This is a genomic window from Arthrobacter sp. E44 (assembly GCF_041877125.1).
Classification (GTDB): domain Bacteria; phylum Actinomycetota; class Actinomycetes; order Actinomycetales; family Micrococcaceae; genus Arthrobacter.
In genome coordinates this window covers 132,909-159,518 of sequence record NZ_JBHDJA010000008.1, presented here as the reverse complement: position 1 = coordinate 159,518, position 26,610 = coordinate 132,909, and the positions used below count along the sequence as shown (strand labels likewise).

Genomic DNA, 26,610 nt, shown 5'->3' with positions numbered 1-26,610 from the left:
GTGGCAGGGCTTGGCTACTTGTCCAGGAAGCGGAGCAGGATTTCGTTGATCTCGCCACTGTGCGTCCAGAGCATGCCGTGCGGGGCGCCTTCGATCTCCACATATTCAGCGGATGGAAGCCGCTTGGTAAATTCCCGGCCTGTTGCGTCGATTGGCAGGATGTGGTCCTCCGTTCCGTGGACAATCAGGGCCGGGACGGTGATCTTCTCGACGTCGGCACGGAAGTCCGTCAGCCATGAGTCGACGACGGCGAAGGAGGCGTACCAGGAAGAGCCGACCGCAACGTTCCATGCGCTGTGCAGGGCCTCCTCGCTGAGACGGCTTCCAAGGTAGGTGTCTGTGTTGAAGAAATCCTTGTAGAAATCGGCGAACCAGGCGTAGCGGTCGTCGATGGCGGCATTGCGGATGCTGTCGAACACCGAGGAAGGAACGCCGGTGGCGTTGTCCTGGGTTTGCAGGAGGAACGGTTCGAGGGACGCAAGGAAGGCTGCCTTGGCTATCCGTGCTTCACCGTAGGTGCCTATATACCGTCCAACTTCGCCCGTGCCCATCGAGAAGCCCGCCAGGACGACCTCCTGCAGGTCCAGGGTTTCGAGGATGGTGTTGAGGTCGGCTGCGAAGGTGTCGTAGTCGTAGCCGGTGGTCGGTTTGCTTGACTTGCCGAAGCCCCGGCGGTCGTAGGTGATGACGCGGTAGCCGGCGTTCAGGAGGGCCGCGCTTTGCCTCTCCCATGACCCACCATCCAGCGGGTAGCCATGGATCAGGACAACCGGCTGTCCGGTGCCGTGGTCCTCGTAGTAAAGCTCGACGTCTGTGCTGTTTTCCGTACCGACTTTGATGAAACCCATGGTTCTGTTTCTTTTCTTGAGGGGAGAACGGATGTTCTCCAGTTGTCTGCACACCGAATTGAGGATGTGGCTTTGGTGGGGACTGGCTGTCTGGTTCGGCGAGGGCGCGCTGCCGGAGCAGATGCCTCACCGAACCTTCAGACCGGTTACCGGTCCCGAACGGGTGCCTTTTCGGCCAGTTCCGTCCGGGTCACCGGATGGCCATCGATGGACTCGTAGAGACTTTTGGAACGGGCGAGGCCGTCCATTAGGCTGGCCGGTCCCCGGAAGGGAAGCCCTCCGATGTGCCAACCGTCGGTGTGCAGTTCTTCGATGAGGACCCAGACGACCTCACGGAAAGCTTCGGATCCTTCGAACTGCACCATCACGTCGGTCAGTGCTGCCGCCATACGGTGCTTTTCGTCTTCGGTGAAGACCCCGTCCACGAGCTTGACGTTTACGAAGGGCATGGCCTGCTCCTTTGGTTGTGGGTGCTCCGGATTGCCCCGGTGGGTCCAGCATCGTCCCTGGAAAGAGCCAGCGGACCCGCTGATTCCGTCAGGAAACCCACAAATAGCGTCAGGCTGTTGAAGTTACGCGGGGAGGTGTCCGGCGCCGTCGTGCCGCGGCATAAGGCGCTCGAGATACAGGGAGGGACTCATTCCGACTTTCTGCGTGAACACGCGCCTCAAGGTCTCTGCACTCCCGAATCCTGTTGCGGCTGCCGTTGCGGCAACAGTGGCTCCGCGTTGGAGCATTGCCTGCGCGGCTTCGATCCGTACCTTTTCGACATACCGGGCCGGACTGGTCCCAGTTGCCTCTTGGAACCTGCGGGTAAGGCTGCTGGCGCTGAGATTTGTCATTGCGGCCATGGCGTCTATCGAGTAATCGGCGGCTGGCTCAGCTGTGATTTGATCCAACAGTTTCCTTAGGACGTGGTCCCGGGAAGAGCTCGCGCCGACGGCCACCGAACGCTGTGATTGGCCGCCGGGCCGTTGGTTGAATATGACCATTTGCCGGACGACGGCGCGGGCTACGTCCGGACCATAGTCGTCCTCAACCATGAACAACGCCAAGTCCACGCCGGAACTGATGCCAGCGGAAGTGATGATCGGATCATCCTGCACAAACAACGCATCGGGGACCACGTTTACCAAGGGAAACGACTTTGTGAACCGCTCGACCTGGGTCCAGTGAGTTGTCGCGTTCCGGTAGTTCAACAACCCCGCGTGCGCCAGGAGAAAAGCGCCAGTGCAAACAGATGCGATCCTTCTGGCATCGTTCGTCAGATGGGACACGGCATCGACCAGTTCCTGCTCGAAAGGCTTGGCCACCATGCCGTAGGCCCCAGGAACGAGAACCGTGTCGAGCGCACCTGCCCGTCCGGCTGTGGTTTCCACCATCAGATAGTGCCCGTTTGCAGCCCGTTTGGCTTGGCCGTCCGCTGAAACCATAACTGTCTTATAGTCGGCTCCAAAGGCATTGGCATGATGGAACACGTCGGCTGGCCCGGCGATGTCCATCATCGTGACGTTGTCGTGGACCAGGAACCCGATGGTCCTGCCTCGTTCACTCACTTGTCTCAGCAGTCCTCGCATCCGGCGTTGCCCACGCCTCCAGGCACTCGTTTGGGCGCCTTTCCCATCATGGATCCTGAACCGATCAGTTCACAACAGGCCACACTCTATGCAACCGCTTGAGCAGCGGCTAGAAGGCGGGGTTGATCCCCTGGACATGATTTGTGCCCAGGTGAGCCTGCAGCAGCCCACCGGGCCAGGAGGATGGAGGTGCCTTCTCCGGATTGCGCAATGCCTGTTCAACGACTGCCTGGCCCAGGCACTGCTCGATCATAAGCCGCGGATACGTCGCTTGGACCTCGGAGCGGTGCTTCTCCGCACGAGGCGGCAGGGTGTCATCCCCGAAGTCGGCCCGAACGCCGAGGCGGAGGTACCTCGCTACGGGTCCCCGGCGCTCAGCAATCTGAGGTGAGGTGTGCAGCGCAATGGCTTCCCACACCGAGTCAACCCGGCCTGCTTCCCACCCGTGGGTGGTCAGGAACGCCGCGGCCGCGTCCGCACCTTCGACTTCAAACCGCTGCGGGCCGTCGTACTCATCAGCGGTCCCGGCATCATGGAAAAGGGAAGTGATGCGCAGAGCCGCAATGTCAACAGCCCAGCCCTCGCGCGCAGCGATGGCTCGGGCATACTCAAACACCCGTGCGCAATGGTTGAAGATGGGCGGTTGCAAGAGCCCAACCAACCAATCCTCGGCAGCAGCAAGTACATCGCTATCGGTATTCATAATCTTTAGCGTATGGGAGTTCCTCGCCCTGCCACGTTAAGGACAGCGGAGAGAGTCCGCCACCTGTCCAGGGCGAGCGTAGATTGGGAAGGTGGCGAAAAACCAGGCTTTCAGCCAATACCTGCAGGCCCGTCGGGGCCTTGTCAGCCCGGAAGATGTTGGTCTCGGCGGCTTTGGCCGGCGGCGGGTCCCGGGTCTTCGACGTGAGGAAGTCGCAGGGCTGGCGGGTATCAGCGTTGATTACTACGTGCGGCTCGAGCAGGGAAAAGACCACCACCCGTCCCCGCAGATTCTCGATGCCCTTGCCCGGGCCCTGCGCCTGGATCCTCCGTCGACCCTGCATCTGCACCGTTTGGCGCGGCCGGCCTCCGTGGCTGTGACAGGGGTGGAAGAGACAACAGGCGTTGACACAGGGCTTTCGCATGTGCTGAAGACCTTGGCCCATGTCCCGGCTTTCGTGCAGGACCGCTTCATGAACGTCCTCGCCGCCAACCCGTTGGCAGTCGCGCTGTCGCCGAGGAACAAAGTGGGGACGAACGTGCTCCGGGAAGCGTTCCTGGACCCTGCCGAGCGGGAGCTTTACGAGGACTGGGAACAGGTCATGGAGGAGGCCACTGCCGGTTTAAGGGCCTCGGTGGGGGAGCGGGTCAACGACCCTGCACTTGAGGGACTGCTCTCTGGCCTGGCAAAGAGCAGTCCCTACTTCCTTCAATTGTGGGCCCGCCACGATGTGCGCCCGAAAGTCGCGGGGAAACGTCTCCTTCACCATCCACTGGTGGGAGACATGGAGCTCTTTCACGAGAAACTGGCAGTTACCGGCACGGACGGGCACCTTCTTGTCGTTCACCACGCCGAGCCCGGGAGCCGATCCGAGCTGGCCCTGCAACGGTTGGCTGCCACCCTTCCACAAGCGGACTGAAATTCGACAAGGAACCAGGACGATTCCTCAGGGTAGCCCTGGCATTCATATGAAACCCAAGGTTCTGGCTGCCCCTTCTCGACGAGCGCACACTGAGTCATAGCCCCCTCACCGAAGCCTTTCCCCCGGGAAAATGCTGCTGTCGAGCGTGCTTTGCCTCAAGTCCACGACTCCTATCCGTCGCAAGAAAGCTCATCACCATGACACGAATCTCCACCAAGTACGGGTTCAGCTCAACCGCCTCCGACGTCACGGAAGGCATCGATTTCGCTGGTAAACGTGTCGTAATCACCGGCGGCGCCTCCGGCATCGGCATTGAGACCGCCCGTGCATTCGCCAACATCGGAGCCGAGGTCACTCTCGCGGTCCGCAACATCAACGCAGCGGCACCGGTTGCAGCCGATCTCCGGAGTTCAACCGGCAATCCGAACATCTTTGTGGCCAGGGTGAACCTTTCGGACCTGTCCACTATCTCCGGGTTCGCCGCTCAGTGGAGCGGTCCACTACACGTTCTGGTCCACAACGCCGGCGTCATGGCCCTGCCGGAGCTGGAACGGACCCCGGAAGGCTGGGAGATGCAGTTTGCCACCAACCACCTCGGTCATTTCGCCCTCGCCAACGCCCTGCACTCAGCCCTGGCAGAGGCCGGAAATGCCCGGATTGTTTCCCTGAGTTCCAGCGGCCACTTGTTTGCCCCCGTGTTGTTTGACGATCCACACTTCAACTTCGTCCCCTACGACCCGTTCCTGGCCTACGGCCAGTCCAAGACGGCCTCGACACTCTTCGCGGTCGCGGCAACTGAGCGCTGGGCACGAGACGGCATTACTTCAAATGCAGTTATGCCCGGCGCCATTGCCACAAATCTTCAACGCCACACCGGAGGCCTCCGGACCCCGCTCGAGCGCCGGAAGACGCCTCAGCAGGGTGCAGCCACCACCTTGTATGTCGCCACTTCCCCCGACCTGGAAGGCGTCGGCGGTCGCTACTTTGAGGACGTCAACGAGGCCGCCGTCGTGGACCACCGCGGCCCGGACTACACCGGGGTGGCTCCCTACGCCCTCGACCCGGCTAACGCCCGGCGCCTCTGGGACCTCTCTGCGGAACTCCTGGCACAGGGTGCTAAATGAACGACTTCAACTCTCCAGGACGAAGGGAGCAAGACATGCGTACCACCGGACAAGACACTCTTTGGGAACCCACCGACCCGAACGTGCTTTTGCACGACCCGAAAGTGGGCTGGGTAGGCCTCGGAGACCAGGGCGCGCCCATGGCCCGAGCCATCGCGGCCGCAGGATTTCAGCTGCATGTCTGGGTCCGGCGCGAAGCCTCCCTCGCAGCCCTCCAAGGTCTGCCATACGTCCGGCATGACACCGTTGCCGGGCTGGGGGCCGCCACTAACGTCGTCGGACTCTGCCTTCGGGAGGACTCCGACATCGAAGAGGTTCTCACCACTGGCGGCCTGCTGGAAAGCCTTGCTCCGGGCGCCATCCTGATCAATCACGGCACCGGACTTCCGGGTTACGCCGTGTCGATGGCCCAGCGGGCAGCGACTTCGCGGGTGCTGGTGCTGGACGCCCCGGTCAGCGGTGGGCGGTCCGGGGCCGAAGCCCGGCAGTTGACGACCATAGTCGGCGGGCCCATCCAGGCGTTGGAGACGGTCAGGCCTGTTCTTGCGGCCTTTTCTGCGAAGATCACACACATGGGGGCGGTCGGGTCCGGTCAAACCGGCAAGCTCCTAAATAATGCCCTCCTCATGATGAACCAGAAAAACGCCCAAGACATCCTGGCGCTGGCCAACAATCTGAAGCTGAACATGGGGCCCCTGATGGATCTGCTGCTCTCCGGAACCGGCCGAAGCTTCGCGCTTGAGGCACTCACCGGCGCCGTCACGACCGACAACGCCGAACACCTCAAAATCCTGCAGGTCATTGACATGGACCTCTTTACCGAAGCGATGACAAGCCGCGGCCAGGATGTTGCCACCATTGACCGCTACGCGCGGGCGGGGGCGAACGGCCTTGCGGACGCGGCCCGACTCGTCGCAGGGGCGAGCCGCGCAAGCTGAATCACGCGACCCCTGATAGCCCTTGGCCTGCTGTCTTGACCTGCCGCCCGGTCACCGCGGCCACGGGGAGGCCGTGAGTGAGCTGGACATGATCAGGTCACGTTACTCGCGGGGAGCGGTTCGGCGATTCGCTTGATCACGGCGAGCGTCTTCGGGATCCCGTCGAGCGCCTGCTGCGTTCGGTCCGCGATCTCAGCGGACGCCCGGTCGCCGAACTTCTCCTCGAACATGGCGATCCCGGCCGGCAGAAAGTGCCACGACTCGGTCAGGATCGTCCCGGTTCCTGCCGGTGTAAGGGTGAAGCCCCAGCGGACATAGCTGCCACCCACCACCCAGGCGAATTCCCGGCCGCGCTCGGCGGCCACCACCTGCGACCGGGTCTCCCAGGTCCGGTGCGGGAGCTCGTTGCGCCCGGTGAACCAGGCACCGACCTGTCCGGCGCTGGACTCGTTGTCCCACCAGCACGAAGTACAGACCGGGCTCCACTCACCGGTGCGGGTGATGTCGGAGACCAGGTCGTAAAGCATCTCCGCTGAAGCGTTGACCGTGACTGACTCCTGGTGATGGCGCGTGTTTGCCGTATTCATGCATCCATCCTTGCAGACGCTTATTTCTTCTGCCGTCGGCTGCCGCCGTGCCAGTCCTCTTGCTTGCCGACCGTACCCGGCGTGAACCCGAGGGCAGGAAGCTGTGGCTGTTCGCGCAGACTGCGCTTTAGCTCGGCGAACCCAGGGAAACGGGCGAGGCCGACCACATGGTCCCAGAGCTCGGTGGCCGAGTCTTCGTCCGGCAGCCTGCTGATGACGGGCCCGAAGAAGGCCACGCCGGCGGGGGGTTCAAAGTGAATGATGGGCGTGCCCACATCCTTGCCCGTCAACGCCAGTGCTTCATCCGTCTCCTGCCGGATCTCGCTGTCCCAGGACTCGTCGTCGAGAGCTTCCGCCAGTGCCCGGGGCAGGCCGGCCTCCGCAAGGATTGGCTCAACGAACCCGCGTGTCCCACGCCGCTCCCGGACTTCAGCCTCATTGTGCTTAATCGCTGGGTCCGGCGCAGTTTCAAAAATGTGTCTGCCGAACGCGGCATACAACCCTGCCATCGATTCACGACCGTGCTCCGCCCGAGCCCGGGCCGCCACCCGCAAAAGCCGCAGCCCAGCCGTATGACCGGCCTCGTACTCAGGCGGGAAATGCGCGTCATAGTCAACGTTCGAGTTGACCAGACGCAACGAGATAAACCGCCAGTCCACCGTATAGTCGCGCTGCGCCTGCACCTGCCGCACCCATTTGCTGGTCATCCAGGCGAAAGGGCACACCGGGTCGAAATAGAAGTTAACATCGGCATCCATGCTTCCACCCTTACATTGGGTGGTAACTCTCGTCTAATCAACGGAAACCCCGGTTCGGATGCCCCTAGTGTGCCGCGAAGCGCCTGGAAATGCACCAACTCCAGGACGGCTCACTGCTGGGCGTCGAGGCCCTGGCGGTCAAGCGAGAGGTAGACCTTACGGCCATCAACGCGGACGATCGCATCAGCGGCGGCGTAGTAGTTCTCGGCCCAGAAGTGCGGAGCCTCGACAAGGGCGCAGCATGGACAGTGGTAGGGCGGTATAAAGGCTAGGTCTCCTCCTGGACCCGGGCTAGGGGCTTAGTGCCCACCCACCTCGACGTGATCCTGCTACTTGAGAGTGGGGAAAGACCAAGGGGTCTCGGACCTGCGCCGGGGAAGGAATAGAAGGGGCCGTTTCTGCCTTGTACAACGTGAGGCGCCGACCGCTGGCTGCCTCGCTCGAAAGGACCCCCTTGCCCGTAGCTTTCATTCCATTCACCATGTGCGCCTCCATGCGCGAGGACCACCGACGCACCTTCCGCACCGACATCGAACGCCTGACCGACGGACACCTCCGGTCAACGCCACTGGACGTGCTCCGCTCAACGAACACCCAGGCCGTCTTCCGCGGGGCCGTCCCGAAGGGACCGCACACAGCCACCGACGCGAGCCTCGCCCAGTACCTGCAAGACCGACTCGCCAGCGAGAACATCCATCTGGATCTCAACGTCACCATAGAGCGGTAAGTTGATCTGCGGAGCCCCGGACCACCACTGGTCCGGGGCTTTTTGGCGCTGTCAGTTGGGCGCCTACAGGCCGCCAGTGAATGTATACGAGGCAGGAAGAGGATTCGGGGCTGTGCCGTGGAACAGCACGATTTCGTCATGGGCTTTCAGGACGACGTCGGTGATCTTCCCGTCCCGCTTGGTCCCGTTGACCGCCACGTTCCACCCGTCGATGTTCGAATGTGGCGTTCCGGGGGTCTTGTCGGTGCCGTCAAGGACACCCCATTCGGTGAGGAACTGTCCGAGGGTGTAGGTGGCGCCGGCGGTGGGTGCCTCAATGTGGATGATGCCCGTTTCGTCGTGACTGTGGAGCGCGGAGATTCCATTGGGCTGGCCGGCAGGGTTGAAGCTGAAGCCGATGTCGGCCGGGACGGTCACGGGTTTGCTGTCCGTGAAGATGTCCAGGTGCGCATGGAAGTGTTCGGCGGCGCCTTCGGCGTTGAGTACTTGCAGTCCTGCGGCTTTGATCCGGTCCGCTGCACCCTTGGGGTTCAGTCCCCAGCCCACAGGTGCGGAGGACGCGACGGCCGTGGAGGTGGTCGCCGGTGCAGAAGCGGCGGGGGCGGTGGCCGTGGGCGCCGTGCTTGAGGGAGCGCAGGCTGAGGCGCTCAGGACCAGGCCGGCCAGCGTGGCCATGAGGGTGATGCGGTTTTCCAACGGACACTGCTTTCGGGTCAAAGTAACAGGCACTTCGGGCGCCCATGGACAGCCTAATAGCCGGTTCCACCTGCCACAGACAGTTTTACGCAGAGGCCGGTAACCGCCCGGAAAGGACAGCACCCCTCCCGCGGTGGCAGGAAGGGGTGCTTGGGTGTCAGGTTCCTAGTAGGCGTTGCCGGAGCCGGCGGGACCCCAGCGGATGGCGCCGTTCTGGAAGTTCTGCGCCACGTTGCCGTTGGGGCCGGTCTGGTAAACGCCGCGGTTGGCGGGAACCTCGCCTGATGGCGGGTAGCCCAGGACGCCGTTCTCGAAACCCGTAGTGGCCCACTCAGCTACATGAGATTCTTACTGTCGCACTACCCGGAAGCGCACTGCTTCAAGACGGAGTCCCTGGCCGGTGGTTCCGCAAACCTCACCATCACCAACCTCGGGCATCCATCCAATATTTTGAACATGTGCTTGGCATCGGATTGTCTCACCGGCAATTGTGGATTTGATTTGTATTGCTTCCATGCGAAGCGCCAACCCGGTAGTACCAATTGTTGTCGCTCCAGTGCTGTAATTTTGCCAGCCAGTATTCTGGACATGCGCTCGAACCGTCTGTCCTGATGTAGAAAAGCGGAGCGCTTCCAGCCTGAGCGCTTGTCCTACAGTGCCAGCAGTTTCGCCGTTCGACACGCTGGACTGCCAACCAATTTTTTGAACATGCCCCTCATAAGAAATCGTCGTTGGGGCAGTGGACGGAGCCGGGGATGACGGAATCTGGGTGGTGGGGTAGGCCGCCATGTTGGAGACCATCAGGTGCCAGCCTGCGTAGGGTCCGGTGGTAGGGACGACGTAGCCAATGCCTGCGTCCGTGCCGCGCGGATCGAGCATCGCGGCCTTGTGGCCAGGGGAATTCATCCACCAGTTCACGAGCTGGGCGGGGCTGAAGTTGAACCCGATGTTCTCGCGGTACCAGGTGGCACCGGCCGGGATCTCATTGCCGCCGGCGTCGGCGCGGTGGATGGTGGCGAAGTCGAAGTTGGGATCCATCGTAGCTACGCCCAGCTGCTTGGCCCAGTCCTGGGAGACGTCGGCGATCTTCTGGTTCCAGACGAAGGGCCGCGATCCAACCTTTGCGCGTTCGGAGTTGATGAGGTCGAAGGTTTGCTTGGTGAACGAGTCGGCGATGGTTGTAGCCGGGACGACGGCGGGGACCGGCGCGGCGACGGAAGCGGTGGCGGCGGCAAGGCCGGAGGGCAGAGTGAGGAGCAGCCCGAGGGTTGCCGCGGACATGCGCGAAGAAGTGAATTTCATGGATACCTTGATTGGGGCCGGGGGTAATACCGGGAGACGGAACAAGTCTGCCCCGGCCCCATCGCGCGGACCGCCGATTTGTGGTGATGCTGCGGAAAGTCTTGGCAGAATCTGCGGAAGTCCGGCTGCCGCGGCTACCCCGCGCCCTTCATCGGTGCGGCACCCCGGAACTGCCTCCCCGCCGCCGCGCCTACCTCTGGCCCAGGCAGCTCGCCGCTGCCGTAACGGAAAATGAGGCCCTTGCAGTGGAATGGGCTGCAGCAACTGGACGTACCAAACTGGGGCCTGCAGCCAACGAAAGCAAGCGGCCGCGGTACTTGGACTTCGCAGACCAGGCCTTCACCGTGGGTATGACCTTCCAAGTCTCAGATACTGGCCTCAAAACCGACGCGATCTAGGGCAAAGTCTTGCGCCACGCGTTGCTGTCGTACCTGTTGGGCACCAACGTGTTGGCGACAACGACCAACCCTGTAGCCGGCCTGATCCACCATGCAGGCGGGCTTGATCATCAACGGAGACCGCCCGACAGCAGCAACATCACAGCCACGGCGCAAATGACGGCGAACACCGAAAGTGCTACCCACAGAAGCTTCTTCATACTTACAGTCTGGCCCAACGCACCTACCCAGGTTCCCCGCCCTGGCTTGAACGGCGATCAGGATGCGTACGACGGCGGGAGCCCACCCGCCGTCGTACGCATCCGGCTCAGTGCTCACCTCGCGGATTCCGGACTTCCCGGGCTTTCAGAAGAGGTGGCCATTACTTCTTGCGCATTTGCAATAGTTGCGAAAAAATAAAAGCTAGATTCTCGGGCGAAAATAGCCTGCACAGCAGTTATCGCATCTCGATGCAGTTCCACCCGGAATCCTGCTCATTTCCGCCTGCATGGTGGAACGGGGGCCCGACAAGCCTGCGTAAGAGCAACAGGCGTACTGGGGCGCGGTCTGATAAGCCATATCGCGAAGGAGCATTTCCTATGGCACAGAACGTAACGGCAGCAGTGGCAGTGGGTAATACCCGGTGGAAGCGGCTGATTCCCGTCGCTATCATCGTCTACATCATCTCGTTCATGGACAGGACAAATATCGGGTTCGCCCTGAACGGGCTCCATCAGGACCTGGGCATCGACGCCGCCCAGCAGGGCCTGGCGGCAGGTATCTTCTTCATCGGCTATCTCGTCCTGCAGATACCAGGCGGGCATCTCGCCGAGCACTGGAGTGCTAAGAAGTTCGTGGGCATCATGGTGCTCATTTGGGGCGTGCTGGCTGTCCTTTCCGGATTCATCCAGGACTTCACCCAGCTGCTGGTGGTGCGCTTCTTCCTCGGCGTCGCCGAGGCCGGGATCTGGCCTGCGATCCTTGTACTGATCAGCCACTGGTTCCCCGCCGCCGAGCGGGCGCGCGCTTATGCGCTCTGGATGATGAATATCGCGATCGCTTCCATCATCACGGCGCCCCTGTCCGGGTGGATCCTCTCATTCTCGGACTGGCGATGGTTGTTCATCATCGAAGGCATTTTCCCGTTCATCATCGCGGCCCCCCTTTGGTGGGCCCTGATCGCGGACCACCCGCGCGAAGCAAAGTGGTGCTCGGTACAGGAGCGCGAATACATCGAGAAGGGACTTGCTGCTGACGCAGCGGCACATCCCCAGCAGGAGAAGCTCGGACTGCGGCAGGTTCTGTCAAACAGTGTCGTGTGGCGACTGACCCTGGTGTATTTCCTCATACAGATCGGCTTCTATGGCATCAACATCTGGCTTCCCCACGTAATCAAGACGATCACCTCCGGGTCCTCCCTGGAGGTTGGCCTGATTACGGCAATTCCATACGTGTTGGCAATGTTCGGCCTCTGGTACAACGCCAAAGCAGCCGACCATTCCGGCCGCTACTCCACGCACGTGCTGCTGTCGATGGCAGTGGGAGCTGTCGCGTTGGTGGTTTCGGTTGCAACCGGCGACAACATGCCCGTTCTTGCCGTCACGCTCATCAGCATCGCCGTCGCAGGCGCCCTGGCCTATGACGGTCCCTTCTGGGCTTCCGCGTCGCGTGCGATGCCGGTGGTCGTTGCCGGTGCCGCCATGGGATTGATCAACGCGGTAGGCAACCTTGGTGGATTCGTCGGACCCTACGTGGGCGGCTTCCTGCAGGATGTGACGCAAGGCAGTTTCCTGGCAACCTCCATCTTCCTGGCGTGTTGCCTGCTGGCCGCTGGCCTGGTGATGCTGACACTGCGGCGCGGCGGTGACAGGCCGCTGGCCGCCGGCCGATCCCGGGCGGGACAACCGGAAAAAGCTAAGGCAGACACACGCAGGCGGAATACCCTCTGAGGGTCCGTAGGGCCGGCCTGCATCGCAGGCCGGCCCTAGCTTCATGAGGCCGGCCCTAGGTTCATGAGGGCACCGATGCCTATGCGGGCATCAGGATGTCTGTTCGTTCACGGAGCCACCGTCCCCTGCCCGGTCCCCGTGACGGTCTTCCGGGCTGGCCAGGGGAGTGTTGCTTTGCCTGGATTGCCCGTGCTGGAGCTGCAAAGCGCAGTGGATGAGGGGGAAGTGGCTGAAGGCCTGCGGGGTGTTGCCCAGTTGCCGCTCGTTCTTGGGGTCCCACTCCTCGCTGAGCAGGCCCACGTCATTGCGGAGGCTGAGGAGGCGTTCGAAGAGTTCCTCGGCCTCGCTTCGCCGGTTGATCCCCAGCAGGGCGTCAACCAGCCAGAAGGAGCAGGCGAGGAAGACCCCTTCGGTCCCGGGGAGGCCATCATTGCTCGCCTGTGGGCGGTAGCGGAGGACAAAACCGTCTTCGGTGAGGTGCTGCTGGATGGCCTCCACAGTGCCGATCACGCGGGGATGGTCGTGGGGCAGGAACCCCACGCGGGGGATCAAAAGGAGGCTCGCGTCCAGCTCGTTGCTTCCATAGGACTGGACAAAGGTATTGCGCTCGCTGTTGAAGCCGTGCGTCATGACGTCTTTATGGATGGTGTCGCGCAGCGCGGACCAGCGGTCTTCCGGGCCTGGCAACCCGGAGTGCCTGATGCCCTTGACCATGCGGTCCGCCGCCACCCAGCACATGACTTTTGAATGGGTGTTGTGGCGGCGGGGACCGCGCATTTCCCATAGCCCGTTGTCGGGCTGGTCCCAGGCTCCCTCCAGGTACTCCATGAGGGCCACCTGGATGTCCCAGGAGTCATCGACAGTGTCCGGAAAGGCGGCGCGGGTCAGGGAGAGCCCGTCCAGGACCTCGCCCCATACATCCAGCTGCAGTTGGGGTGCGGCGGCGTTTCCAATCCTGACCGGTTTGGAACCTTCGAACCCTGCAAGCCACGGCAGTTCCGTTTCCGGGAGGCGGCGGGTGCCGTCGATGCCGTACATGATCTGCAGGTCGGCGGGGTCGCCCGCGACGGCGCGCAGCAGCCATTCCCGCCACGCCGCCGCTTCCTCGGTGTAGCCTCCGGCAAGCAGCGACTGCAGCGTCAGGGTCGCGTCGCGGAGCCAGCAGAACCGGTAATCCCAGTTCCTGGATCCACCGGGGTCTTCCGGCAGGGAAGTTGTGGGAGCTGCGACGATGCCACCCGTGGGGGAGTAGATAAGCCCCTTGAGGGTGATCAACGAACGTTCAACCGCATCCTTGTACTTTCCCTCCATCCGGCTGCGGCCAATCCAGTTCAGCCAGAAGTTCTCCGTTGTTTCCAGCGCCTTGTCCGGGTCGGTTTCCGGCGGGGCAGGCTTGCTGCTGGGCACCCACCGCAGCACGAAAGGCACTTTTTCACCCGCCTGCACTGTGAAGTCACTGACCGTGCGCATGTCCCGGCCCTTGAGCGGGGCGGGGGTGGTGAGGTAGGCGGCGTCCGGGCCTGCGATGGCGGTCAGGCGATGGTCTTTGCGCCTCACCCAGGGAACGATGTGGCCGTAATCGAAGCGCAGGCATAATTCCCCGTACATCTGCACGCTGCCGCGAAGGCCCTCGACAATACGCACCACGTCGGCGCCGTCGTCGCGGACAGGCATGAAGTCAGTGACCCTGACGCTTCCTTGGGAAGTTTCCCACTCGGTTTCAAGGATGAGCGTTCCCGGGCGGTACCAGCGGCGGGTGCACCTTCCTTCCCCGGCGGGTGCCAGCAGCCAGCGCCCCGCGGCAGGGGTATCCAGCAGGGCAGCGAAGCAGGCCGGGGAGTCAAAGTTCGGCAGGCACATCCAGTCGATCGAGCCGCTGGTACTGATGAGGGCAGCCGTGTGCAAGTCCCCCAGGAGCGCGTAATCACTGATATCCGACATGGGTGCCCTCCTTGGCCGTACCGGTAAATGATTGAGCCGGCAGGGGCCCAAGCAGGCGACTGGGCCGCCGGGCAGCCCGGATTGCCACGAGCGCCACCATTGCCAGCCCTATGGCAACCAGGACGATACGGCTCCCACCTGTGGTCCGGGATACGGTGACGCGGTGGCCGGCGGTGCCGGGGTGGGTGATTTCGTTGGCTGGCACTTCCCATTCAGCCGGGGGAGGGAAGGTTCCGGTCGGGAGTTTCTCCTGGCGCAGCTGCCGACGGAAGGCGAGGCGCTTCCGGACGTTCTTGTTAGGGGCCGGCATGGCATCGTCTGCCGCGATTGCTGCCGGGAAGTCGATGATGTAAGGCTCGCCGTAGAAGGCCGAGGAGGCTACCGACTCCAGCCAGGTGCCCGGGGGTGCCTCGACGCCACGGGCTGCGAAGGCAGAGCGCAGGCTTTCCTGAATCTCGTCCAGGCTTTTGCCCTGCGCGTCCTTGGTGACGTCGAAGATGGCCAGCTGGAGCTGCAGTTTGGCATCTGCGCCAGGGTCGGTGGCACTGGGGTCCTGGCCTGTAGGGTCTGGGTTCAGCGGCTCGGGGTTGGCGCGGCCAGCCTTGCCGGGATTGCTACTCATTGGGGTCCTTTCGGTCGTGTTTCAGCCGCCTACCTGGTCGACAGTGAAGGCAGCCAGGAATCCGGCGGCGGCGATGAGGCCGGTGAGCAGGTGGTGTTCTTCGAAGGCTTCGGGGATCATCGTGTCGGCGAGCATGGCCAGGATGGCTCCTGCTGCTACCGCAGTGATGAAGGCGACGACTTCGGCAGGGGCGTCCTGCAGGACCAGGAACCCGACCAGCGCCGCAATCCCTGAGAGCACGGCGATGCCCACCCAGACTCCGAAGACGTATTTGGCGCTGCGGCCGGCTTTCTTCATGCCGGCCGTGCTGGAGAGGCCTTCGGGGACGTTGGAGATGAAGACGGCGGCCAGCATGGCCGGGCTGACTGCACCGGCGGTCACCAGTCCGACGCCGAGGACCACCGATTCCGGGATACCGTCCAGCAGCGCCCCGACGGCGATGGCGGTCCCGCTACCTGGCTTTTGCTGCTCCGACGGCTGTTTCCCACCCGAGCGTTTGCGGTGCTCGGCGCCTTTGCGGGCCAGCAGGGCGTTGGCGGCAACGTAAACGACGGCGCCGGTGGCGAAGCCCACGATCGTGGGCCAGAGACCACCGCCGTTGACTGCTTCTTCCACCAGCTCGAAGGCGAGGGCTGAGATCAGCACGCCCGCGCCGAAGGACATCACGGAGGACACTACTTTGGACGGAATCTTCCATTTCCATGCCATGGCGCAGCCGACCACCAGAGCCCCGCCGGCGATGGTGCCCCACATCCAGGCCAGCAACCATGCCGGCATTACGAGGCACCGGCCAGAAGGCAGTGCTGCTGTTCACGGTTCGGGTTATTCACGGGGACGAGTCCTTTCCTGTTGGTCAAACATGTCAGCGGACCCGGTATTCGTCGGCCTCAGTTATGCGCAGAGACAGCCCGTTGCCGGGCCCGTCGCCAGGTTGCAGGACTCCGCCGCCGGGGTCGAGCGTTCCGTCAAAGAAGAGGTTCTCGATCCGGACGTGGTCGTGGAACCATTCCAAGTGGCGGAAGTTGGGAGTGGCGGCGGCGACGGCGGCGCTCAGGTGGGGCGCGCAGTGGCCGGAGACTTCCAGGCCGTGGGCAGCAGCGACGGCGGCGATGCGCAGCCACTCGGTGATGCCGCCGCACCTGCTGACGTCCGCTTGCAGGCAGTCGATGGCATCCGCGGCGCACAGGCGTTGGAAGTAGGGGAGACCGGTCCCGTATTCGCCGGCTGCCACGTCCGCGTCCACCGCGTCCCGCACCACCCGGAGCCCGGCCAGGTGGTCGCTTGAGACGGGCTCCTCGAACCACGTCACGTTCTCCGCTGCAACCTCGCGCATGACGCGGACAGCCTGTTTGTCGGTATAGGCGCCGTTGGCATCGACAAACAGTTCCACGCCAGGGCCGACGGCGGAACGCGCCTGGCGGATGCGCTCCAGGTCCCGGAGAACGTTGCTTCCGTTGTCCTGGCCAATCTTGATCTTCACGCGCGGGATGCGTTGGCCGTGGGCCCAGCCTTCCAGCTGGGTGCGCAGCTGCTTTTCCGAATAGGTGGTGAACCCGCCGCTGCCGTAGACCGCCACGCTGTCCCTGACCGAGCCGAGGAGTTTGTGCAGCGGCAGGTCCAGGAGGCGGGCCTTCAGGTCCCAGAGGGCACAGTCGACGGCAGAGACGGCGTAGGATGCCAGCCCCGTGCTGCCGGGGTTGCGCACCGTCCGGGCCATCGCCGCCGCAGCGGCCGGCACGTCCAGGGCGTCAACGCCGTGCACGGCTGGGCCGAGGAGCGCTTCCACCAGGTCCGCTGTGGCGGCCGGTGCGTACGTCCATCCCAGGCCCGTCTTCCCGCCCGCCGCGGCCTGCACCAGCACCATCGTGGTGGAGTCCCAGCTGAAGGTGCCATCCGCTTCCGGCGCATCCGTGGGAACTGTGTACACCGCGGCATTGAGGGCCGTGACGGGGGCCTCCCCGGATCCCACCCTTCAGCCCTCCTTGTGCGGCAGGAATTCCTGGATCTTGGTCTTGACGCCCTCCTTCACCACGCCCCAGGCACTGTCATCACCCTTGACCATGGCCTCGGCGGTCTTCCGCGCCTGTTCAAGGGTGGCGTGTGGTGGAATGGGCGGAATGTCGGGGTCGGTGCGGACGTCCAGGAGTGTGGGCCTGTCCGCGGCGAGGGCTTTCTCCCAGGCCGGTCCGACGTCGTCGGGATTGTCCACGTGGATACCCTGCAAGCCCAGGCTTTCGGCGAACCCGGCGTAGTCCACGTCCGGGAGCGCCTGGGATTCGCGGAAGGCGGGCACACCGCCCATGGCCCGCATTTCCCAGGTGACCTGGTTGAGGTCGTTGTTGTGCAGGACGGCCACCACCAGGCGGGGATCATCCCATTCGTGCCAGTAGTGCTTGATGGTGATCAGCTCGGCGAGCCCGTTCATTTGCATGGCACCGTCACCGGCGAAGGCGATCGCCGGCCGGCCGGGGTGGGCAAACTTGGCACCGATAGCGTAGGGAACCCCGGCCCCCATGGTGGCCAGGTTGCCCGACAAGGAGCCCCGGACCTCTCCCCGGAACTTCAGCTGCCGGGCGTACCAGTTGGCTGAAGAGCCGGAATCGGCGCTGAGCATGGCGTTGGCCGTAAGCCGGGTGGAGAGCTCGGCGAACAGCCGCATGGGATTGACGGGATCGGCGCTGACCATGGCCTCATCGTGCATGGTTTCCCACCAACGGCTGATGGACGATTCCAGGTTTTCCTGCCAGGACCGGTCCGGCTTGCGCTCCAGGTGTGGGATCAGGGCCCGCAATGCGGTGCCGGCGTCGGCCACGATGTTGAACTCGTTCGTGTAGCGCAGCCCGACCATCTTCGGGTCCACGTCGATCTGCACCCCGCGGGCCTGGCCGGGTTCGGGCAGGAACTGGGTATAGGGAAAACTGGAGCCCACCGTCAGCAGCGTGTCGCAGTCGCGCATCATCTCGTAGCTCGGCCGGGTGCCCAGGAGACCGATGGAACCCGTGACGTACGGGAGGTCATCGGGCAGCGAATCCTTGCCCAGGAGCGCCTTCGCCACTCCCGCGCCCAGCAGCTCTGCCACTTCCCGGACCTCGGCCGCTGCGCCCCGCGCACCCTGGCCAATGAGGATGGCCACCTTGGAGCCTTCATTCAGGAGCTGGGCGGCACCGCGGATTGACTCACTGTCCGGCTGGATATCCGGCCAGCGGATTCCCACGCTGGAGGGGACCATCTTGAATTCGTGCGTGGGTGCCGCGTATTCGAGCTCCTGGACGTCGGAGGGGATGATGACGGCAGTAGGAGCCCGCTGCGCCTCCGCGATCCGGATGGCGCGGTCGATGACGTTGGGCAGCTGCTCTGGAACCGTAACCATCTGGACGTAGTCTGAGGCGACGTCCTTGAACAGGGTCAGCAGGTCGACTTCCTGCTGGTAGGACCCTCCCATGGCGCTGCGTGCCGTCTGGCCGACGATGGCCACCACGGGAACATGGTCCAGCTTGGCGTCGTACAGCCCGTTGAGGAGGTGGATTGCGCCGGGGCCGGAGGTGGCCATGCAGATGGCGGCACGGCCACCGAACTTGGCATAGCCCACGGCTTCGAACGCTGCCATCTCCTCGTGCCGGGCCTGGATGAATTTTGGCAGGTTGCCCGCCTTGCCGAAGGCGGCCAGGATGCCGTTGATGCCGTCTCCGGGGAAACCGAAAACCTTGTCCACGCCCCACTCGCCCAGGCGGGAGAGCAGGTAGTCAGCCACTGTAGTTGCCATGATCAGTCTTCCTTCATGCTCATCGTGACGCCCCTGCGGGCGCCTTGGACCAGGACGCGGGCGGCGCGGGCCGCAAGCGCCATGATGGTCAGGGCCGGGTTCGCGCTTCCCTGCGTGGGCAGGACGCTGCCGTCAGTCACCAGCAGGTTTGGTACAGCAAAGCTCCGCAGGTTCCGGTCCACCACTCCTTCCTGCTCGACGGCGGCCATGCGGGCACCGCCCACCAAATGCGCATAGCGGTTGATGGTGATGACCTCCTCCGCTCCCGCCGCCGTGAGGATCCGCTCCATGACCTGCTGCGCTGCAGACATCAGCTGCCGGTCGTTGTCGCACTGGCTGTAGCTGAAGGAAGCGATGGGGATGCCGTTGCGGTCCGTTTCATCCGCGAGGGTCACCCTGTTCCCTTCAAGGGGAAGGAATTCGCAGAGTGCACCCAGGCACGCCCAGTGCGGATAGTCGCTCATGTACCGGCGGAGAGCCGCGCCCCAGTGTCCCTGGGCGGCGACATGCTCCGCCCAGGTGATCGGAAGCGGGGACACACACTGGATGGAGAAGCCTCGTTTGTACGGCTTAGCGGGGTCTGTTTCGTAGAAGTCCTCGGTGCTGACCTCCGGGGGCGGAGCCTTCCACATCCGCACCTCCGCCTGGAACCGTCCAGCGGTCTGGGGCGCGCCCTGCACCATCAGGTACCGGCCCACCTGGTCGAAGTCGTTGCACATCCCGTGCGGGAAGCGCGCCGACGTGGAGTTCAGCAGCAGCCGGGGCGTTTCGATCGAATAGCCTGCCACGGCCACCAGGCGGGCGCGCTGGAACCTGCGGATGCCGCCCTGGACGTAGTCGACGCCGGTTGCCAGGCCGGTGCGTTCGTCCAGCACGATCGTGGTGGCCATTGCGTCGGGCCGGATTTCGGCGCCATGCGCCAGGGCGTCGGGGATGTGCGTGATCAGCGGTGAAGCCTTGGCGTTGACCTTGCAGCCCTGGAGGCAGAAGCCCCGGTAAATGCAGTGCGGACGGTTGCCGAACCGGCCATTCGCGATGGCCACCGGCCCCACCTTTGCCGTGACGCCGCAGACGTTTGCGCCCCTCAGGAACAGCTCGCCGTTGCCGGAGACCGGGTGCGGCCGATGGGGGTAGCCGTGCGGATCGCCCCAAGGCCAGTATTCCCCCGAAACGGGAAGTTCGGCCTCAACGTCCTCGTAGTAGGGCCGCAGTTCACCGTACCCCAGCGGCCAGTCGGCGCCCACTCCGTCAGCGCTGAGGGTATGGAAATCGCTGGGATGGAAACGCGGTGTGTAGCCGGCAAAATGGACCATCGAACCGCCCACGCCCCGGCCGGAATTATTGGAGCCCAAGGGGACGGGGTCGCTGCCGCCGATGACCCGGGGTTCGGTCCAGTACAGGTGGTGGGAGCCGGCCTCATCGCTGACCCAGTCCTGCTCGGGCTCCCAGAACGGGCCGGCCTCCAGGCCCACGGCCCGCCAGCCGGCCCGCGCGAGGCGCTGTAGGAGCGTGGCTCCTCCGGCGCCGCAGCCCACGATGACGATGTCCACCTCGTCGTCGTCGCGGTACCGGCGCATGTTATCCCTGAGCCCCAGGTTGCTGCCGGGGCCCTTCGGCAGCAGCCAGGCGGATTCATTGCGTTCCCGCAGGTTGCTCATCTGTCAGCCCCATGCGTGGGATCCGCTTCCGGCCGTACATCACGCACTTCAAATGGTTCCAGCCGGTCCACGCCGAGGTTCTTGTAGCCACGCGGGTAGGCCGGCCCGCCGAAGCCGATTTCGTCCCAGGCCAGGGGATGGGAGTAGAACGCGGTGCAGGCATAACGTGTCCAGAGGCTCCACACTCGGTCCGCCGGCAGCCCACGCCACAGGTCCCGGTCCAGGTCGCAGATGTCCTGCAGCAGCTTCGCTTGGCCGTCCAAACTGAGCAGGGCGAAGCTACAGTTCTCCCGGGACATGGCATCCTGGTCCAGTGCAGCCAGGGAGGCCCGCCAGGCCTCGCCGTCCCGCGGCATGTTGTCGTAGTGCCAGCCGTCGGTCTCCTCCTCCGCCAGGCGGGCGTCCACCATGTTCACCACCGGCACCCGCGGTTCCGCCTGCTGGTCCAGTAACTGGTCAAACAGGGCCCGCGCCGCCGCCTCCTCCTCCGGGGTGAAGAAGCGGACGTCCGGGGGCATGCCCATCCGGGATTGCACGACGGCGGTCGTCGCCGGGTCCCAGTGCCGCGCCTGGGCGACGGTGCTGAAGCCGGGGTAGCGTCCGCCGCCGTCGTCTCTCTGCAGGGGGAGCCCGGTCACGGTTCCCTCCTCAGGACCGAGGCCAGCAACCCCATGCCGCCCACCAGGGTGACCAGCAGAGGTGCGAAGAGTGGCGGGCCCATCTCCAGGTTGTAGCGCAGGTTGGACAGGCCTCCGGGCTTCTGCCGGATACCCTGCAAATGCAGCCAGGTGCCCTGCAGCCCATTGGCGACAATGGCTGCGCTGGCCAGCGGCAGCGCCGTCTTGGCCATGCGGCGGCTGAAGACCCCTGCCACCCCGGCGGCAGCTCCCAACGGACCAAGGGCAACCGGAGCCCACATCCATTTGTTGCCGAAGCTTGCCTTGTCATGCTCCAGGAAAATCTCCGCAGCGGTCACCAGGGCGCCTGCCGCCGTCAGCGCCGAAAGGGACCGCTCAAACCGGCCAGTCTGCACATTCCTGATCAACCGGTCGATCCCGTGCACCGTGCCGGCCACGGTATCTTTTGCCTGTTGTGTTCTCACGATTCTCCTAACCTGGACTGCAGGTCCGTACCGGTCCTGTAGAACCTTCAAACTTTGCGGGAAAGCAACTATCGGAGGAAACTGGTGCCCATGGATGCAGCTGGTGGACCTGAATCAGTCCAAGAACCTTCGACCCGGGAAGTCGAGGCGGTGATGCGTGCCGCCGATACTCTCCTGGGGGTCGTTGCCCGCTCTGTTGCCGAGGTGGAGGACGTGGTAAATACTCCGCAGCTGCGGGTCCTGGTCCTGATCCACACCCGCGGCCCGCAAAACCTGGGCGGAGTCGCCGCTGAACTGGGTGTGCATGCCTCCAATGCCACGCGCATCTGCGACCGACTGGTGGCTGCGGGCCTGCTGGAGCGGCGGGAGGACCCGGCAGACCGGCGATACGTCCGGCTCGAGCTGACGGCGAAAGGACATGCCTTGGTTGATTCGGTGCTGGACCATCGGCGGCAGGCGATTGGAGAGGTCATTTCGAGGATGCCATCGGGCCGGCGCCCGGCGCTGGCTGCGGCGCTGGAGGCTTTTGCGGCCGCCGCCGGCGGCCAGGGCACTTCCGATGGCCGATTTACATTGGGAGCCCGGGAACTGAAGTGACCGGATCCTGACGCCGCAGAAGCCATGTTTTCATTGAACTCCAATACTTGCGTTTGCGCAATGGTTGATGTTGCGCTCGTATGGCTTTTCCTTACGGTCTTTCCTTAGAGCGGCCTGATGCCCCACTGGGCGGTGTGGGATTGCCCGGGTTCAAGGGTGATCATTCCCTCGCCGGAGTTGAAGGCGTCGGGTGCGCACGTCATGGGTTCGACCCCCAGTCCGCTGCGTCGGCGGTCCGGCTGGGGGAGGGTGTCGCCGGTGAAGATTTCCAGGTACGGATAGGTCTCGTCCACGCACAGCTCAACCCCTCCGGTGCGATCCGGCCGGAGGAGTTTCACCCGAGCCAGCCCGTCAGCATCGCGAAGTAGATCCGTGTAGGCAACATCGATGTGCCGCCCTCCCAGTTGCTGTAGTTCCCGCAGGTCGTACTCGGTGCCGTCCACACGTTCATGCCCGGTGGGGATGCCCTGCGGATCCACTGGCAGGAAGGTACGCCCGGGCACTTGCACCAGACCGGCGTCAATAGCACCGGGGCGGCCCACTCCGGTGCTGAGATAAGGATGCGCTCCTGTGCCAAAGGGGCATGGCTCTGTACTGCGGTTCACGGCCGTGGTGCGGACAGTCAATCCGTCATGGCCAAGCTGGTAGTCCAAGTGGCAGTCGAGCACCCAGGGCCAGCCTTGGCAGGCGTGCAGGGTGTAGGTGAACGAAATGGAGTCCGCGGTACGGCGGTGGACAGTCCAGTTCCGCCACCGTGTCAGCCCGTGGATTGCACCGCCCTTGTCCGGCTCGCTGAGGTCGAGCTGGAGGTGCCTGCCTTCCCACTCGTAGCGGCCACCTTTGATCCGGTTGGGCCAGGGGATGAGCGACTGTCCCCGCGCGCCTGTGCACATGTCGTCCTTCCCGTATCCGTCAAGCAGGTCCCGGCCGTCCTGGCGGTAGATGCGCAATGCAGCGCCCACTTCGGTCAGTGTGGCGCTTTGGCGATCGAAGGCTATGTCGTATTGCCGCCCCGAAGGAAACAGGTGGTCCGCGCCTGCTCCTTGAGGGCCGCCTTCCCGGTTCATGACCGTTCGTTCCCCTCGTCGGCTCCTGCTTCCAGGTCCAGGACCACCTTGACATCGTCGGGCTGGTGCTTGAAGGCCTCCGCGAAGCTCTCCAACGGTAGCCGGCGGCTGATGAGGCGGCGCAGCCACTCAAGGTCTGCCTTGGCGAGGGCCTCCGCGCCGGCGTCGTAGTGCCGTCGGTTCGCGTTGACGCTGCCGAAGACCACGCCGTTCATTAGCACCTCCTCGCGATTGAGCGCGCCCACGTCCACCCTTGTTTGTTTGCCTGTTGCGGAAACGCCCGTCAGGCAGGTGATGGCGTCCTGGGCCCGGCATTTGAGTGCGTCCAGGACCACGGGGGTGACGCCGGTGCATTCAACAAGCACATTGGGTTTGATGCCCGAATCCGGCAGGGGCTCGCTGTGGTAGGTGGCCCCCAGGTCGCGGACGAGCTGTGGCTTGGGACCGTCTGTGACAATGTCAAAAACGTGCACGTCAAGGCCTTGCTGGACTCCCAGCAGCGCCGCCAGCAGCCCAACGGGCCCGGCGCCGGTGACGACGGCGGTGTGGGGGTCGAAAAATGCCCGCTGCCCGATTCGGTTGATTTGTTCCCACGCCTTGGCCACGATGGTGGTGGGTTCCAGCAGGACGCCTACATCCTGCAGACGTGAGTCCAGTTTCACCATCGCCTGGGCGTCGGCCCGCCACCGTTCCCGCGCGAAACCATCCAGGCCCTTGATTCCGTGCTCGGTGTACTTGCCATTGAGGCACATGTCCCATTCCCCGGAGGCGCAGGCCTTGCATGGCTCCGGATCGGGCCTGCGGACAATTCCCACCACCAGGTCGCCTTTAGCTAAGCCGGAATCCGGGGAAGCGTCGATCACCCGGCCGAGGTTCTCGTGGCCCAGCACCAGGTAGTCCTGGCCCGGAGGTGCTTCCCCGTAGTCGGCGGCGATGATCTCGCTGTCGGTTCCGCACAGGCCCACGGCCAGGGACTCCACCAGTACCTGGCCCTCGCCGGTCCCGGGGTCTGGAACCTCCCGCAGGTGCAATGAGTCCTTTTCTCCAGGTGTAACGGTCAACGCTCGCATCATGCCTCCCTTTGGCCATGGATACCTTTGGCCAGTGTCCCGCGTTATTTGCGTTACCGCAACGGTCGGCGCGTCCGGGGACGACCGTCGGGCACCCCAGCTGAGGATGCCATCACCTGCTCCGCCTGGTTACCCTCTGGGTCAGATGCGTGGCCCACCCGGAGGCGAACGGCCCTGGTGGCGCCTATGGTGCAGCGCTAAATTGGTTCGGCGTAGAGGAAGCGTGTCCGAGAGCTCGAGCGCGTCCCAGTGGTCCTGCCGGCTATGTGCCCGCAAACAACTTCAGCACCAGGGATTCAAGCCGCGTCTGGCATCGGTGGGCCCCCCGGCTTCGGCTTCTCGGCGGAAGGCAGGTCGCAAAGGGTCCTCATGGGTAGGAGGTTTCAATGAACGTCATCGTCGCCTTTGTCAGGCGGCATCAAGTACTGAGCTATTACATTCTTACGTTCGCCATCTCGTGGAGTCTTTTCCTGATTGTGGGAGGGCCCGGCTATTTTGCGCGGGCCTTCTGGCAAACCGACCCCCGGTTCCTTCCAGCCGTCCTGGCCATGCTCACGGGGCCTGCCATCGCAGGGCTCCTGCTGACCGGCCTCCTCACCGGAAAGGCGGGCCTCCGTGAGATCGGATCCCGGTTGGCTAAGTGGCGGGTGGCAGGCCGCTGGTACACCATCGCCCTCCTTACCGCACCCGTCCTGACGGCTGTGGTCCTCTCCGTCCTGTCGATCGCTTCTCCCATATTCCTGCCGCCGATCCTCACGGCCGAGGACAAGATCGCTCTCCTTCTGCCCGTCCTTGGAGTAGGCGTCTCAGTCCTGCTCGAAGAAGTTGGCTGGACAGGATTTTCCATCCCGCGGCTGCGGCTACGCCACGGTGTCCTGGCCACAGGGCTTATCGTGGGTGCACTTTGGGGGCCCTGGCATTTGTTCCAGATCCTCTGGACCGCCGGGACTTCGAACGGGGAAGTTCCGGTCGCGCTCTATGTGCCGCTCTACTTCCTCTGCTCCGTCGCATCGTTGACGGCCTACCGGGTGCTGATGGTATGGGTCTACGACAGGACAAGGAGCCTGCTCGTGGCAACTCTGATGCATGCAAGCTACGCAGCCAGCACACTCCCTATCCTCTCGCCGTCCCTGAGTGGGACATCCTTCTTGATCCACGCCTCGCTGCTCAGCGCCGCACTCTGGATCGGAGTCGCAGTGGTCGCTCTGACCGACCACGAACACCTCACCTGGCATCAGCTGGGACTGCATCCCGCGTGAAAAAGCTCTGGCATTGTTCTCGCCCCGGTAGTCTCCAGGGATGGAATCCTGGCACCGGAACCGGCTCAGCGCCGGACAGGCTGGCTTTGTGGAGAGCCGGTTTCCCGGCGTTCGCCTCCTGAATGATCTTTCGTGGAATCTCGTAGATACCACCGTGCTGGAGGTGGAGCACGGTGAGCGCAGATACGTGGTCAAGGCTGCGGGACCGGCCAACCGTCACATCGGCCGTGAGATAGCGGCCCACGGGTCCTTCACCGGCATCTGGGCCTCCAAGGGCAGGGCACCCAGCTTAGTAACTGCCAGTCGAGGGCTGAACCTCTTGGTGACGGAATACCTGGACGGTTCCCCGGTCGAAGGAGGAGCCGCTGAATATGACGCAGACACCTACCTGCAGGCCGGCCAGTTACTGCGTGCCTTCCACGCCCAAGCGGTACGGGTGGACCCGCAGTATGAAGATGCAGCCACCGCCAAAGCAATGGCCTGGCTGGACAAGCCCCAGCAGATGGAAAAAGCCGCCGCAGAAAAAGCGCGGAACATCCTCGCCTCCTACCGGCCGGAACCGGTCAGGGCCGTCCCGACCCACGGCGACTGGCAACCGCGCAACTGGCTCATGAACGGGACCGAGCTCAGGATCATCGACTTCGGACGGTTCGAGTTCAGACCCGCACTCAGCGATTTCTGCCGCTTGGCCGCGCAGCAATGGCGATCGGGCCCTGAACTGGAGGAGGCCTTCTTCAAGGGGTACGGTTTCGACCCTCGAGAGAGCAGGCTTTGGAACATAACCCAGCTTCGCGAAGCTGTCTCCACCGCTGCCTGGGCGTTCCAGGTTGGTGACCGTGAGTTCGAGGAACAAGGTCACCACATGCTCCGGGATGCCCTCGCTAACTACTGACCGGGCTTGCGATTGGGGCTGGTTTTGGGCCTTCAACTCAACATAGCCACCAGCTCTGCCAAGCTCTGAAGCGAACCACTTCGTCCAGTGCCTTTCCTGCCGGGCGGAGTTGAGTTGCTCGATTTCAAACC

Annotated in this window: 27 protein-coding genes; 9 read left to right on the top strand and 18 right to left on the bottom strand. The window is 63.8% G+C overall.

Annotated features, from left to right (window positions below):
* Nucleotides 1–14: 14 nt before the first annotated feature.
* From ACETK3_RS09510 to ACETK3_RS09495, 4 genes are all read right to left on the bottom strand, one after another.
* Complete coding sequence (locus tag ACETK3_RS09510) at nt 15–848, bottom strand: alpha/beta fold hydrolase (protein WP_237430331.1); 834 nt, start codon at nt 846–848, stop codon at nt 15–17.
* A gap of 146 nt (nt 849–994) precedes the next feature.
* On the bottom strand, nt 995–1,297 hold the full coding sequence (locus ACETK3_RS09505; protein WP_142073190.1) for a tautomerase family protein: 303 nt from the start codon (nt 1,295–1,297) through the stop codon (nt 995–997).
* Nucleotides 1,298–1,420: 123 nt separating this feature from the next.
* Nucleotides 1,421–2,404, bottom strand: coding sequence for a GlxA family transcriptional regulator (locus ACETK3_RS09500; protein ID WP_236821910.1), 984 nt, complete (start codon nt 2,402–2,404; stop codon nt 1,421–1,423).
* Nucleotides 2,405–2,534: 130 nt separating this feature from the next.
* Nucleotides 2,535–3,128 (bottom strand): HD domain-containing protein, encoded by a 594-nt coding sequence (locus ACETK3_RS09495; protein WP_237430332.1) that lies wholly within the window; start codon nt 3,126–3,128, stop codon nt 2,535–2,537.
* 91 nt (nt 3,129–3,219) lie between these two features.
* Here ACETK3_RS09495 and ACETK3_RS09490 point away from each other — a divergent pair, with 91 nt between their 5' ends.
* The 3 genes from ACETK3_RS09490 to ACETK3_RS09480 all read left to right on the top strand — a co-directional run bounded on the left by ACETK3_RS09490 (nt 3,220) and on the right by ACETK3_RS09480 (nt 6,112).
* On the top strand, nt 3,220–4,047 hold the full coding sequence (locus ACETK3_RS09490; RefSeq protein ID WP_373992784.1) for a helix-turn-helix domain-containing protein: 828 nt from the start codon (nt 3,220–3,222) through the stop codon (nt 4,045–4,047).
* A 200-nt stretch (nt 4,048–4,247) separates the two neighbouring features.
* Nucleotides 4,248–5,174 (top strand): SDR family NAD(P)-dependent oxidoreductase, encoded by a 927-nt coding sequence (locus tag ACETK3_RS09485; protein WP_373992783.1) that lies wholly within the window; start codon nt 4,248–4,250, stop codon nt 5,172–5,174.
* A 35-nt stretch (nt 5,175–5,209) separates the two neighbouring features.
* A complete protein-coding gene (locus tag ACETK3_RS09480) occupies nt 5,210–6,112 on the top strand; it encodes an NAD(P)-dependent oxidoreductase (protein WP_373992782.1) in 903 nt (300 codons plus the stop codon).
* A 92-nt stretch (nt 6,113–6,204) separates the two neighbouring features.
* Here the strand turns inward: ACETK3_RS09480 and ACETK3_RS09475 are convergent, their stop codons facing one another.
* Entirely contained in the window at nt 6,205–6,699 is a 495-nt protein-coding gene (locus ACETK3_RS09475) for an SRPBCC family protein (protein WP_373992781.1), read from the bottom strand.
* Nucleotides 6,700–6,719: 20 nt separating this feature from the next.
* Nucleotides 6,720–7,457, bottom strand: a complete 738-nt coding sequence (locus tag ACETK3_RS09470) for a DsbA family protein (RefSeq protein ID WP_373992780.1) — start codon at nt 7,455–7,457, stop codon at nt 6,720–6,722.
* A gap of 89 nt (nt 7,458–7,546) precedes the next feature.
* On the opposite strand from ACETK3_RS09470, the gene ACETK3_RS09465 reads away from it, so the two are divergent.
* Both ACETK3_RS09465 and ACETK3_RS09460 read left to right on the top strand, forming a co-directional pair.
* On the top strand, nt 7,547–7,729 hold the full coding sequence (locus ACETK3_RS09465) for a hypothetical protein (protein WP_237430336.1): 183 nt from the start codon (nt 7,547–7,549) through the stop codon (nt 7,727–7,729).
* Between the two features lie 182 nt (nt 7,730–7,911).
* Complete coding sequence (locus tag ACETK3_RS09460; RefSeq protein WP_236802474.1) at nt 7,912–8,184, top strand: hypothetical protein; 273 nt, start codon at nt 7,912–7,914, stop codon at nt 8,182–8,184.
* A 63-nt stretch (nt 8,185–8,247) separates the two neighbouring features.
* On the opposite strand, the gene ACETK3_RS09455 is transcribed toward ACETK3_RS09460, so the two are convergent.
* The gene (locus tag ACETK3_RS09455) at nt 8,248–8,880 is read right to left on the bottom strand and encodes a hypothetical protein (RefSeq protein ID WP_306970260.1); all 633 of its coding nucleotides are present in this window, start codon (nt 8,878–8,880) and stop codon (nt 8,248–8,250) included.
* Nucleotides 8,881–9,228: 348 nt separating this feature from the next.
* Entirely contained in the window at nt 9,229–10,182 is a 954-nt protein-coding gene (locus ACETK3_RS09450) for a CAP domain-containing protein (protein ID WP_237430338.1), read from the bottom strand.
* 976 nt (nt 10,183–11,158) lie between these two features.
* On the opposite strand from ACETK3_RS09450, the gene ACETK3_RS09445 reads away from it, so the two are divergent.
* A complete protein-coding gene (locus ACETK3_RS09445) occupies nt 11,159–12,508 on the top strand; it encodes an MFS transporter (protein WP_237430339.1) in 1,350 nt (449 codons plus the stop codon).
* Nucleotides 12,509–12,598: 90 nt separating this feature from the next.
* On the opposite strand, the gene ACETK3_RS09440 is transcribed toward ACETK3_RS09445, so the two are convergent.
* From ACETK3_RS09440 to ACETK3_RS09405, 8 genes are all read right to left on the bottom strand, one after another.
* Nucleotides 12,599–14,449 (bottom strand): glycoside hydrolase family 15 protein, encoded by a 1,851-nt coding sequence (locus tag ACETK3_RS09440; protein WP_306970255.1) that lies wholly within the window; start codon nt 14,447–14,449, stop codon nt 12,599–12,601.
* Complete coding sequence (locus ACETK3_RS09435) at nt 14,433–15,071, bottom strand: hypothetical protein (RefSeq protein WP_306970254.1); 639 nt, start codon at nt 15,069–15,071, stop codon at nt 14,433–14,435. Before ACETK3_RS09435 ends, ACETK3_RS09440 begins: the two co-directional genes overlap by 17 nt.
* Nucleotides 15,072–15,092: 21 nt before the next feature.
* Nucleotides 15,093–15,848: a ZIP family metal transporter gene (locus ACETK3_RS09430; RefSeq protein ID WP_237430342.1), complete on the bottom strand. Its 756-nt coding sequence runs from the start codon at nt 15,846–15,848 to the stop codon at nt 15,093–15,095.
* Nucleotides 15,849–15,933: 85 nt separating this feature from the next.
* A complete protein-coding gene (locus ACETK3_RS09425; protein WP_373992779.1) occupies nt 15,934–17,040 on the bottom strand; it encodes an enolase C-terminal domain-like protein in 1,107 nt (368 codons plus the stop codon).
* A gap of 3 nt (nt 17,041–17,043) precedes the next feature.
* The gene (locus tag ACETK3_RS09420) at nt 17,044–18,834 is read right to left on the bottom strand and encodes a thiamine pyrophosphate-requiring protein (protein WP_306970252.1); all 1,791 of its coding nucleotides are present in this window, start codon (nt 18,832–18,834) and stop codon (nt 17,044–17,046) included.
* Between the two features lie 2 nt (nt 18,835–18,836).
* Nucleotides 18,837–20,492, bottom strand: coding sequence for a GMC family oxidoreductase (locus ACETK3_RS09415; RefSeq protein ID WP_306970250.1), 1,656 nt, complete (start codon nt 20,490–20,492; stop codon nt 18,837–18,839).
* On the bottom strand, nt 20,489–21,130 hold the full coding sequence (locus ACETK3_RS09410) for a gluconate 2-dehydrogenase subunit 3 family protein (protein ID WP_306970248.1): 642 nt from the start codon (nt 21,128–21,130) through the stop codon (nt 20,489–20,491). The genes ACETK3_RS09415 and ACETK3_RS09410 overlap by 4 nt, the downstream gene beginning before the upstream one ends.
* Nucleotides 21,127–21,594: a hypothetical protein gene (locus ACETK3_RS09405; protein ID WP_306970247.1), complete on the bottom strand. Its 468-nt coding sequence runs from the start codon at nt 21,592–21,594 to the stop codon at nt 21,127–21,129. Before ACETK3_RS09405 ends, ACETK3_RS09410 begins: the two co-directional genes overlap by 4 nt.
* 90 nt (nt 21,595–21,684) lie before the next feature.
* Here ACETK3_RS09405 and ACETK3_RS09400 point away from each other — a divergent pair, with 90 nt between their 5' ends.
* Nucleotides 21,685–22,191: a MarR family winged helix-turn-helix transcriptional regulator gene (locus ACETK3_RS09400; RefSeq protein WP_236802492.1), complete on the top strand. Its 507-nt coding sequence runs from the start codon at nt 21,685–21,687 to the stop codon at nt 22,189–22,191.
* A 104-nt stretch (nt 22,192–22,295) separates the two neighbouring features.
* Here the strand turns inward: ACETK3_RS09400 and ACETK3_RS09395 are convergent, their stop codons facing one another.
* Together ACETK3_RS09395 and ACETK3_RS09390 are read right to left on the bottom strand one after the other, a co-directional pair.
* On the bottom strand, nt 22,296–23,258 hold the full coding sequence (locus ACETK3_RS09395; RefSeq protein ID WP_306970244.1) for an aldose 1-epimerase family protein: 963 nt from the start codon (nt 23,256–23,258) through the stop codon (nt 22,296–22,298).
* Nucleotides 23,255–24,328 (bottom strand): glucose 1-dehydrogenase, encoded by a 1,074-nt coding sequence (locus ACETK3_RS09390; protein WP_306970282.1) that lies wholly within the window; start codon nt 24,326–24,328, stop codon nt 23,255–23,257. Before ACETK3_RS09390 ends, ACETK3_RS09395 begins: the two co-directional genes overlap by 4 nt.
* Before the next feature lie 386 nt (nt 24,329–24,714).
* Between ACETK3_RS09390 and ACETK3_RS09385 the strand changes: the two genes are divergently transcribed.
* On the top strand, nt 24,715–25,587 hold the full coding sequence (locus ACETK3_RS09385) for a CPBP family intramembrane glutamic endopeptidase (RefSeq protein ID WP_306970242.1): 873 nt from the start codon (nt 24,715–24,717) through the stop codon (nt 25,585–25,587).
* Between the two features lie 40 nt (nt 25,588–25,627).
* The gene (locus tag ACETK3_RS09380) at nt 25,628–26,479 is read left to right on the top strand and encodes an aminoglycoside phosphotransferase family protein (RefSeq protein ID WP_306970240.1); all 852 of its coding nucleotides are present in this window, start codon (nt 25,628–25,630) and stop codon (nt 26,477–26,479) included.
* The last annotated feature ends 131 nt before the right edge of the window (nt 26,480–26,610 follow it).

What these genes read in the sequence shown, in the direction of transcription:
- ACETK3_RS09510 (WP_237430331.1), bottom strand. Translation starts at nt 848, where the DNA reads ATGGGTTTCATCAAAGTCGGTACGGAAAACAGCACAGACGTCGAGCTT.
- ACETK3_RS09505 (WP_142073190.1), bottom strand. Translation starts at nt 1,297, where the DNA reads ATGCCCTTCGTAAACGTCAAGCTCGTGGACGGGGTCTTCACCGAAGAC.
- ACETK3_RS09495 (WP_237430332.1), bottom strand. Translation starts at nt 3,128, where the DNA reads ATGAATACCGATAGCGATGTACTTGCTGCTGCCGAGGATTGGTTGGTT.
- ACETK3_RS09485 (WP_373992783.1), top strand. Translation starts at nt 4,248, where the DNA reads ATGACACGAATCTCCACCAAGTACGGGTTCAGCTCAACCGCCTCCGAC.
- ACETK3_RS09480 (WP_373992782.1), top strand. Translation starts at nt 5,210, where the DNA reads ATGCGTACCACCGGACAAGACACTCTTTGGGAACCCACCGACCCGAAC.
- ACETK3_RS09475 (WP_373992781.1), bottom strand. Translation starts at nt 6,699, where the DNA reads ATGAATACGGCAAACACGCGCCATCACCAGGAGTCAGTCACGGTCAAC.
- ACETK3_RS09470 (WP_373992780.1), bottom strand. Translation starts at nt 7,457, where the DNA reads ATGGATGCCGATGTTAACTTCTATTTCGACCCGGTGTGCCCTTTCGCC.
- ACETK3_RS09465 (WP_237430336.1), top strand. Translation starts at nt 7,547, where the DNA reads ATGCACCAACTCCAGGACGGCTCACTGCTGGGCGTCGAGGCCCTGGCG.
- ACETK3_RS09450 (WP_237430338.1), bottom strand. Translation starts at nt 10,182, where the DNA reads ATGAAATTCACTTCTTCGCGCATGTCCGCGGCAACCCTCGGGCTGCTC.
- ACETK3_RS09445 (WP_237430339.1), top strand. Translation starts at nt 11,159, where the DNA reads ATGGCACAGAACGTAACGGCAGCAGTGGCAGTGGGTAATACCCGGTGG.
- ACETK3_RS09440 (WP_306970255.1), bottom strand. Translation starts at nt 14,449, where the DNA reads ATGTCGGATATCAGTGATTACGCGCTCCTGGGGGACTTGCACACGGCT.
- ACETK3_RS09435 (WP_306970254.1), bottom strand. Translation starts at nt 15,071, where the DNA reads ATGAGTAGCAATCCCGGCAAGGCTGGCCGCGCCAACCCCGAGCCGCTG.
- ACETK3_RS09430 (WP_237430342.1), bottom strand. Translation starts at nt 15,848, where the DNA reads ATGCCGGCATGGTTGCTGGCCTGGATGTGGGGCACCATCGCCGGCGGG.
- ACETK3_RS09420 (WP_306970252.1), bottom strand. Translation starts at nt 18,834, where the DNA reads ATGGCAACTACAGTGGCTGACTACCTGCTCTCCCGCCTGGGCGAGTGG.
- ACETK3_RS09415 (WP_306970250.1), bottom strand. Translation starts at nt 20,492, where the DNA reads ATGAGCAACCTGCGGGAACGCAATGAATCCGCCTGGCTGCTGCCGAAG.
- ACETK3_RS09400 (WP_236802492.1), top strand. Translation starts at nt 21,685, where the DNA reads ATGGATGCAGCTGGTGGACCTGAATCAGTCCAAGAACCTTCGACCCGG.
- ACETK3_RS09395 (WP_306970244.1), bottom strand. Translation starts at nt 23,258, where the DNA reads ATGAACCGGGAAGGCGGCCCTCAAGGAGCAGGCGCGGACCACCTGTTT.
- ACETK3_RS09390 (WP_306970282.1), bottom strand. Translation starts at nt 24,328, where the DNA reads ATGCGAGCGTTGACCGTTACACCTGGAGAAAAGGACTCATTGCACCTG.
- ACETK3_RS09385 (WP_306970242.1), top strand. Translation starts at nt 24,715, where the DNA reads ATGAACGTCATCGTCGCCTTTGTCAGGCGGCATCAAGTACTGAGCTAT.
- ACETK3_RS09380 (WP_306970240.1), top strand. Translation starts at nt 25,628, where the DNA reads ATGGAATCCTGGCACCGGAACCGGCTCAGCGCCGGACAGGCTGGCTTT.